The sequence below is a fragment of the Bifidobacterium miconis genome, assembly GCF_019331735.1.
GTDB classification, from domain to species: domain Bacteria; phylum Actinomycetota; class Actinomycetes; order Actinomycetales; family Bifidobacteriaceae; genus Bifidobacterium; species Bifidobacterium miconis.
The window spans coordinates 22,306-31,580 of sequence record NZ_JAHBBH010000030.1 but is presented as its reverse complement, the minus strand read 5'-3'; the positions used below and the strand labels follow the sequence as shown (position 1 = coordinate 31,580).

Here is a 9,275-nt window from a genome sequence, read left to right as displayed (position 1 = left end):
ATCGCCCTCGGCTTCCGCAACCTCGACAACTACATCACCAGAAGCCTACTCCACACCGGCGGATTCAAACACGCCATCCAAACCCACCTCTAACCACCACCCCTACACACCAAAATGCGAAGAGCCCATATTCCGGGCACCTGCTCGTCTCACGACGAAATCTCGGACATGTGGAACAGGAACGACGACAGATATCCGTCGTACACCAGCAGGAACGCGAACACGGCAACCGCCATCGTGCCCGCATCCGTCAGCGACGCAGCGCGTAGGAGCGCCCCGCCATCCTTCGGCTCCACGGGATCGTCCGAGCGCACGGCGAACCAGCGCAGCACCAGCCACACAATCGCGAACGCGAACAGCGACACCACGCACAGGTAATAACGGCTCTGGAATCCTCCGGTATAACCGTTCGTCATGAATCCTTTCTGGGCCGAATACCACTGGTAGAGGATCACCAGCCACGTGCCGGCCAATCCCAGCGTCAGGAAACGGCCGAACCGATCCTTCTGCCGCACCAACAACACCACCAACGGCAGCAGCAGCACCGCGGCCACGGCGACCGCTTCAAAGCTCATGAACGACAGTCCCGCACGGTCAACATTGGCCGGATACACCAGCGCATACCAAGAGCGAACGAACTGATCGGCAAAGTACTCCGGATATCCTGCAACCATCATGGAATACCGCTTGTCCATCGCCACATAGAACACGCTCTGGTAGTACCCGCTCGGATCGAACTTCTGGAAGCTTGGCTGAATGGTCCGATAACGCACCAGCAGCATCACGTAATAGGCAGCGGCAACGCAATAAATAGGAATGGTGACAAAAAACTCCTTGCGCAGCAGAGCCTTCCCATTTCGATCCACGATCAGCGTATACGCCACGATCAGCACGGCGGTAAACCCGACCACCATGCCGGCGGTCAGCTTCGTCAGCAGCGTCGCCGTGATTCCCACGGCGATCAGCAGGAACGTGCCCCAGTTGTACCGGCGTTCAAAGAAGCGGATGCAGCCCCACACAAATACGGTGACGGTGAGAATGGCCAGCGTATCGTTGTTCAGCCCGGTCATGGTCAACACCAGATTGGCCGGGGCGATGATCATCAACGCGTACGTCAGATGCAGGATCGGAATATGTGGAATACGGGTGAGCCCCAAGTAGAACGCCAGGCACAATCCCGCGAATCCGAGCGCGAACGATTCGCAGCGCAGCCACATCATGTGGTAGTAAACCGTATCCACGCCGTTGCTGGAAATGCCGGGCATGTGACTCATGATCAGGTAATACAGCGGCGGATGCCCCAGCTGGTTGAACTGCATGGGCTCATTGAGCGACATCACGCCGTTGAAGTCGTTCCACTGAGAATAAATGCTGATGTTCTCGAAACTGGGCAACAGTTCATTATGCACGTTTTCGTAGGCGATGTACGACAGGTGCGCCGCCTCGTCGAAAGAATGCCCGTTGATGTAGTACTTCAGATATATAAGGAACTGCATGATCACGTAGGCGCCGACACCCACATAGTCGATCAGACAGACCAGCAGCTTCACGCCCGCAGGGCAACGCGGCCTACCGGCCGCGCAGTTCACCAGAATCGCGAGCAGCGCAACCATCAGAATTCCGGCGATCAATAGCTTGTAAGAATATCCGCCAAGCGAATAATCAGGCAATGTGTTGCAGCGATACACCGCCAGCGCCACCACGGCGACGATGGCAACCATTCCAGCCACATAATATCTGAGCTGCACATCACGCAACACAGTCAGCTTCAGTGCGCAGGCAACATACGCGAACAACAGCAGCGCCAACAGCACCACCTTGTCTTCCGAGCGGAACCGGGCCGCCCGCTGCAACTCCTGCAGACGATCCTGCGACAACGAGGCAGTCACCGCGTCGCCCTCGGTCTGCTGTACGAAATCGCCGCCATCCACGGCATCCACATTCCACAAATGCATGCCGTTGGACCGCACATCCGCGACAAGATGACTAATGCGCGTCTGACCATTGCCGGCAATGGACACGGTCATCGTTCCGGACCTCGCGTTCAACGGGTCAATCCAGATCGACGCCTTGCTCCCGTTGTCTTCCACAGTCGCCGACTGCTCGGCCGCATTGGGAATGTTCTTGTTCTCCTCGAACCGGAACACCACCTTCCCGGATGCGCCGAGCGGCTGAGTCAGCTCCACCGTGTAATGGACATTGGTCGGCTGAAAACCGGCAGCCAAGATCGCACAGCCCAACACCACGCACAGCACTGTGACCACGGCCAGCACATGGGATCGAACCCAGGACATGACGTTCGACATAGACATACCGAGGATTCCTTACTTTCGCATTACCTTGAAACGGGCACGATGATACACGGGTCATATGGACGGGTCGGTTCCGTTTGAATGAACGCGACTGAGCGGACAGGACGGACGGGAGCGGTATCGAGTAGGATAAAAGCGTTTGACCTGCGAATGAACGAATCCTAAAGAGGAACCCCATGCGTCTTTTCATCCAGATCCCATGCCTGAACGAGGAGCAGACGCTCCCGCTCGTGCTCAAGGAGCTTCCCACCAGCATTCCCGGCATCGACGACGTCGAGTGGCTGGTCATCGATGACGGCTGCTCCGACAAAACCGTCGAGGTCGCCAAGTCGTACGGCGTGAAGCATTTCGTGCATCACGCCAAGCCGATGGGCCTCGCGCGCGCGTTCCGCGACGGCGCCGACTACGCGCTCAAGCACGGCGCGGACATCGTCGTCAACACGGACGGCGACAACCAGTATCCGAGCCGGTACATCGCCGATCTCGTGCAGCCGATCGTCCGTCACGAGGCCGAAATCGTCGTCGGCGACCGCCAGACGAGCAAAATCGCCGAATTCTCCGCGTTCAAGAAACTCATGCAGCACTTCGGCTCGTGGGTCGTGAACAAGGCCGCCGGCACGCACATCCCGGACGCGGCCAGCGGCTTCCGCGCCTACTCGAAGAAGGCGCTCATCCAGCTGAACATCGTCACCGAATTCAGCTACTGCATGGAAACCATCATCCAGGCTGGTAACAAGCGCGTGCCGATCACCAGCATTCCGATCACCACGAACGCGAAAACGCGCGAATCGCGCCTGTTCTCGAACATTTTCGAGCATATGGCCAAGTCGGGCGGCGCGATCATCCGCAGCTTCCTCATGTTCAAGTCGAACGTGATCTTCAAGTGGGCGGCGATCGTGTTCGGCGTGCTGGGCTTGATTCCGTTCGTGCGGTATCTCGTGTTCTTCTTCTCGGGAGACTCGGCCGGGCACATTCAGTCGATGCTCGCCGGTGTGGCGTTGATCCTGCTGTCCGCGTTCTGCATTGCGCTGCAGATCATTTCGGAAGTGCAGAGGATCCAGCGGCGGCTCGTTGAGGACCAGCTGGAGCGTGTGAAGGAGATCCAGTACTGCGAGCCGTACCAGCGGATTTGGGGCAAGCAGGACGAGTTTGGCGGGTATGACGGGGCGCCGACGGGGATTGACCCGGCTGACGCAAATCAGCACTGATTGGCGGAGGGATTTGTGACTGATCGCACTGTCGATAAGGTGACGATTTCGACGCTCCCCCACCCGGCTACGCCGGGAGCCCCCTCAGCCGAGGGGGCCTGCGAGGCCTCCAGCATGCGTCATAGCTCAGATATGGCTTACTCTCAACCAACAAAGCCACGAGTGGTGGCGTTTGGGACGTTTAATGTGCGGAAGCATCCGCGAGTGGGGATTCTGGTTGATGGACTGCGCAAAAATGGGTGCGTGGTGGAGGAGATCAATCGTCCGCTCATGCTGTCGACCGCGCAGCGCGTGGAGATTTTGAAGAAACCGTGGAAGCTGTTCGGCTTTGCATGGAACCTCCTCGGCCTGTGGCGCGGCCTGCGCCGCGACGCGCGCGCGTGGATGAAGCGCAACGGGCGCCCGGACGCGGTGCTCGTCGGCTACATGGGCCATTTCGACGTGCTGCTCGCGCATCACGTGTTCAAGGACGTGCCGATCATCCTCGACCACCTCATCTTCGCCGGCGACACGGCCAAGGACCGCGGCGCGCAGGGGCTCAAGGTCAAGCTGCTGCGTCGGCTCGACCGCATGGCGATCGACGCGGCCACGCTCACCCTGCTTGACACGCAGGAACATCAGGCCATGTGCCGGCCCGGCGACGAAACCATGGTCGTGCCCGTCGGCGCACCGGACGAATGGTATGCGGCGGGCTCGGCCGAATCCCATTCCGGAAACGCTCGCACCGCGGACATCGTGTTCTACGGACTGTACACGCCGCTGCAGGGCGTGCCGGTGATCGCGCAGGCCGCGAAGGAACTGGCCGCGCGCGGGATCACGCCCAAGTTCACGCTGATCGGCAAGGGGCAGGATTACGCCGAGGTGCGCCGCATCGCCGACGGGCTCGGCAACGTCGAGTTCCGCGAATGGGTCGAACCGGAGGAGCTGCCGGCGTTGGTCGCCTCGCACGCGATCTCGCTCGGCATTTTCTCCACCACGCCCAAAGGCCTGCACGTCGTGCCGAACAAGGTGTATCAGTCGATGGCGGCCGGTTGCGCGGTGATCACCAGCGACACCGCGCCGCAGCGCCGCATGCTCGGCGATGGCGTCGTATATGTCAAGCCCGGCGACGCGACCGCGCTGGCCGACGCGATCGAACGGCTGCTGGCCGATCCGGCCGCCTTGCACGCCGCACAGGCGGCGGCCTCCACTGCGGCCGAATCGTTCACCGACGACAAGATCACCCGGCCGTTGGCCGCATGGATTACGCGGAGCATGCGATGAACATACTGAAGAAGATCGCGAAATCGCCGGTGACACGGTGGGTGTTCCTGGCCGTTGCGCTGGCGGGACTGCTGTGGGCGGTCATCAAGAACTGGGATTCGCTGGTGTCGGCACTGGCGGTACTGCCGCCGTGGATCGCCGCGGTCAGCGTGCTGCTGTCCATCGTGTACGTGTTCTTCACGCTGTGGTCGTGGAAAGTGATTCTCGCCGACCTCGGTTCCGATCTGACTTGGAACGCGGCAGTGCAGTTGTTCGGAGTCAGTCAGATCGGCAAATACATTCCCGGCGGCGTATGGAACATCGTCGCTGCCGCGGAGATCGGACGTGACCACAAAATTCCGGCCCGGCGCTCGGTAACCGCCATGACCGTCGCCGTGCTCATCTCGCTGTTGTCCGGCACCGGCATCGGCGTGATCACCGTGCTCGGCACGTCGGTGAGTATTCAAGTGCCGACGTGGATGATCGTGCTGCTGTTGGCCGTACTCGTGGCGCTGCTCACTCCTCCGGTGCTTAACCGGCTCATCGGCTTCGGGTTCGCATTGCTCAAGCGGCCTGCGCCGGAGCGGCAGATGACGTTCCGCGGGCTCGGACTCGCCACGCTACTCGCCGTGATCGCATGGGCCGTGGCCGGCGTGCAGGTATGGCTGCTGGCCGTGGGCTTCGGCATGAAAGCCGGCATCGCGGGCATGATGTTGGCGATCGGCGCGTACGCACTGGCATGGGTGGTCGGATTCCTCGTGGTGTTCGTGCCGGCGGGCACCGGCGTGCGCGAAAGCGTACTCGGCCTGTTCTTCGCCGGCGTGCTCAGCTCCGGAGGGGTGCTTGCCGTGGTGCTCGTGAGCCGCATCGCAATGACGATTGCCGATCTGGTCTTCGCCGGTGTGGGCGCACTGCTGTTGCAGCGCCACAAGTCGCATCAGCATCAAAACTGATCATGCTGATCGAACAGAATCATAGTCAACACAAGACGAATGCCGCGCCTCCGACAAAGAGACGCGGCATTCTCGTTTGATCATGAACAATGTCAGGTCAGTACATGTCAGGTCAGTGGATGACGACCTTGGTTCCTTCGGGAAGCTGATTGTACAGCCATTGGGCATCAGGAACCGTCAGCCGGACACAGCCGTGAGAAGCGGGATGGCCCAGCTTATCGGCTTCGGACACAATGTAGTTGCCGCTCGCATCCGTAGGCACGGTGTGGAACAGGTAGGTGCCGTAATCTTTCCACGACACCCAATAGTTCGCGCCCATGCCTTCGCCGGAATTGTAGAAGCTAACGCCACGGTTCTGCACGTAGTAGGTGCCGTGCGGCGTGGAATCGTCCATGCCGGTGGAGGCGAGCATCGTGTAGATGGTGCGTGAACCGCTCTTCACGTATACACGCTGCCTGGCAAGCGACACTTCAATGTTCAGCCCCTGCACGGTGGAGAGGTTCGGGTACATGCCGCCGGACGGACGCAGGTACTGCGGCGTCTTCGGAGCATCGTCATCGCGGCGCACGGCCAGCGTATCCTTGCCGTCGCCATCCCAATCACCGACCAGCACGCCGTCGGTGTTCCGGCCGAAACCGAACACGGCATCGGCTGAGCCTCCGGCGATCGTGTTCTTCACGTAATACACGTTGCCGCGGCGCACGGCGAACGTGTCCTTACCGTCACCGTTCCAATCACCGACCAGCACGGTATCGTCCGCGCGACCATACGAAACCGTCGTGTCAGCAGCACCGCTGGTCAGCGAATTGCGCACGTAATACGTATTGCCGCGGCGCACGGCGAATGTATCCTTGCCGTCACCATCCCAATCGCCGACCAGCACGGTATCATCCGCGCGACCATAGGAAACGACCCGATCCGCTCCGCCGTTGCCCAACGAGTTCTTGATATAGATCTCATTGCCGCGGCGCACGGCCAGAGTGTCCTTGCCGTCGCCGTCCCAATCGCCGACCAGCACGGTATCGGTGGCACGCCCGTAGTAGATAACCGTGTCCGCGCTGCCGTTGCCGATCGAGTTCTTGATGTAGTAGGCACCGCCGCGGCGCACGGCCAGCGTATCCTTGCCGTCGCCGTTCCAGTCGCCTACTAGCACGGTATCATTCGCCTTGCCATACACGATTTTGCGGTCGGCCTTGCCGTTGCGCAGGCTGTTCAGGACATAGTAGTAACGGCCACCCTGTCCGAAGGACGGATCGGCCGCCGCAGATGCCTTGGGCGAAGCAACGACCGAAATGCTAAGCATAGCGGCGGCCGCTGCAGCCGTGGCGCACAGCTTGCGCATGTGATCATTGCTGATAATGCGCATATTCATGATGATGTTCTTCTCTCTTCAAAAAACGATATGGACGGCTTGAATGCCGCGTCCGGATAATGCTCCGGTCAGGGATGCACTCAGCGGTGCACGATGAACGTGTCCTTGCCGTCGCCGTCCCAATCACCGACCAACACATTGTCGGATCCGCGACCGTAGTGGAACACCGTATCGGCCTCACCGCCACTGATCGAGTTCTTGACGAAGTACTTGTTGTCACGGCGCACGGCCAGTGTGTCCTTGCCGTCACCATTCCAGTCGCCGATCAGTACCTCATCGGTGCCGCGACCATAGCGGATCACCGTGTCCGCCTCGCCGCCGGAAATCGAGTTCTTGAAGTAGTAGGCATTGCCACGGCGCACAACGAGCGTATCCTTGCCGTCGCCGTCCCAATCGCCGACGAACACCTGATCGTCGGCACGACCGTAACGGATCACCACGTCGGCTTCGCCGCTGGTCACGGAATTCTTAAAGTAATAAGCGTTTCCGCGACGCACCGCGAACGTGTCCTTGCCGTCGCCGTCCCAATCACCGACCAGCACGGTGTCGTCGCCACGCCCGTAGCGGATGCGGACATCCGGTTTGCCGGACGACAGCGAATTGCGCACCAGATACTCATTGCTGCGCCGCACGGCCACGGAGTCCTTGCCGTCGCCGTCCCAATCGCCGGCGAGCGCCAGATCGCCCTGATCACCGTAGCTGAAGGAGAAGTCGGCCGTACCTCCCTTGAGGGAATTGGACACGTAATAGCCGGTGCCGGACAGATAGGTCGCGTCTCCCGGATTGGTGGCATTTTCGTTGTCGGAACCGTTCACGTCACCGGAGTTGTTGTTCTCATTGCCAGACTCGTTCGAAGTTCCGTTCACGGTGGCGACGCCGAACGCGTTGAGGTCGGCGCGGCCGCTGATGCCTTTGACCGAACCGCCGGAGGTGTACTGCCAGCCGCGGTCGTTGGTGGAGAAACCGGTGAACGTCATCTGCGCGCCGTACTGGGCGACCCAGCGGGTCTTGGCGTGCAGGGAGCTGCTGTTGAGCGGTCCGTTGAGATACGTGGTATAGGAGTAGATGGACAGGTTGGTGTATCCGGCGGACTTGAGCACGCCGTACCATGCGTTCACGATGCTTTCATACACCTTCGGGCTGGTGGGAGGCTGGTGGCCGGTCCACGTCCAGCGTTCGAGGTCATAGAAGACCGGATAGGACAGATCCTTCGGGGAGACTCCGGCTTGGTTGAGTAGATTGACGACGTTCTGGCCTTCTGCCTTGCCGGTGTTTGCGTTTTCCGCGTACGAGTACAGGTAGACGCCGAACGGGATGCCGAGTCGCTTGCATTCGTCGATGTTGTACTGGGCGGTGGCGTCGAGACCATTGCCCCAACCGTAGCCGATGCGGATGATTGCGCCCTGCACGCCGTCGGCCTTGGCCTTGGCCCAATCGATCTTGTGCTGCCATTCGGAAACGTCGACCACGCCCTTGGCCTTCTGCGCGAACAGGGAGTTGTCGCCCTCGAAGAAGGCGGGGCTGCCGTTGTACTTGCCCCAGTGGGCACCGTATTCGTTACCGCCCAAAGCGGCGAGGCGGACGACCGACGACGTGGTGGACACAGCGCCCTGCGTGGTGCCTTCCGCACCATCCGCGGTGTTCGAGTCGGAGTTCACCGCGTCCTTCACCGTGCCGGCGTCAACCGGAATGAATGAGTCGCCATCGGTTTTGGCCAGCGGATCCGCCTGCGTGTGCTTGGTGCCGACCAGTTCGGGATCGGTGATCGTTTCGCCGGTTTCGATATCCTTGACTTCGCCCTCGGGGGTGACGGCAAGATCCGTGGAGACGACGGTCGCGTCGTCGGGAATGTCATCGCTGACGGTCTGCGGCAGATCCACCGTGGGATTGTCCGGCATCGCGTCGGACGACGGCGTCTCCTGATCCGCCAGCAGCACGGAATCAGTCTTCGCGTCCACAGCGGTATCCGTCAAAGCGAGCGCCGGAGCGGCTCCAACGGTAAGCGCCATCGCGGCTGCAACCGCTGCGGCACAGCATAACTTTGCAGTTTTCGACTTGATCATCATTTCTCCACTCGTTCCCGCCGCACTCCGCATAACATGAATTGAAAAAGAGCACAACTGCCTTCTACAGTAACCCGAAACGTCGATCGGGGTTAGTGCGGGTGGCGGATATTCGCGCAGAATGA

At 60.6% G+C, this 9,275-nt stretch carries 6 protein-coding genes; 3 read left to right on the top strand and 3 right to left on the bottom strand.

All coding sequences use genetic code 11. The features are described 5' to 3' along the window. Positions 1-149 precede the first annotated feature (149 nt). Complete coding sequence (locus KIH79_RS09670) at positions 150-2,312, bottom strand: hypothetical protein (RefSeq protein WP_219059197.1); 2,163 nt, start codon at positions 2,310-2,312, stop codon at positions 150-152. Between the two features lie 176 nt (positions 2,313-2,488). Here KIH79_RS09670 and KIH79_RS09665 point away from each other — a divergent pair, with 176 nt between their 5' ends. From KIH79_RS09665 to KIH79_RS09655, 3 genes are all read left to right on the top strand, one after another. Further along, positions 2,489-3,520, top strand: coding sequence for a glycosyltransferase family 2 protein (locus KIH79_RS09665; protein WP_219059196.1), 1,032 nt, complete (start codon positions 2,489-2,491; stop codon positions 3,518-3,520). 246 nt (positions 3,521-3,766) lie between these two features. Beyond that, positions 3,767-4,783: a glycosyltransferase gene (locus KIH79_RS13135; protein ID WP_219059195.1), complete on the top strand. Its 1,017-nt coding sequence runs from the start codon at positions 3,767-3,769 to the stop codon at positions 4,781-4,783. Beyond that, positions 4,780-5,715: a lysylphosphatidylglycerol synthase domain-containing protein gene (locus KIH79_RS09655; protein ID WP_219059194.1), complete on the top strand. Its 936-nt coding sequence runs from the start codon at positions 4,780-4,782 to the stop codon at positions 5,713-5,715. The genes KIH79_RS13135 and KIH79_RS09655 overlap by 4 nt, the downstream gene beginning before the upstream one ends. A 112-nt stretch (positions 5,716-5,827) precedes the next feature. Here KIH79_RS09655 and KIH79_RS12945 read toward each other — a convergent pair whose 3' ends face one another. After that, the gene (locus KIH79_RS12945) at positions 5,828-7,087 is read right to left on the bottom strand and encodes a L,D-transpeptidase family protein (protein ID WP_236023783.1); all 1,260 of its coding nucleotides are present in this window, start codon (positions 7,085-7,087) and stop codon (positions 5,828-5,830) included. Between the two features lie 80 nt (positions 7,088-7,167). Next, positions 7,168-9,150: a glycoside hydrolase family 25 protein gene (locus KIH79_RS09645; RefSeq protein ID WP_219059200.1), complete on the bottom strand. Its 1,983-nt coding sequence runs from the start codon at positions 9,148-9,150 to the stop codon at positions 7,168-7,170. Positions 9,151-9,275: the final 125 nt, after the last annotated feature.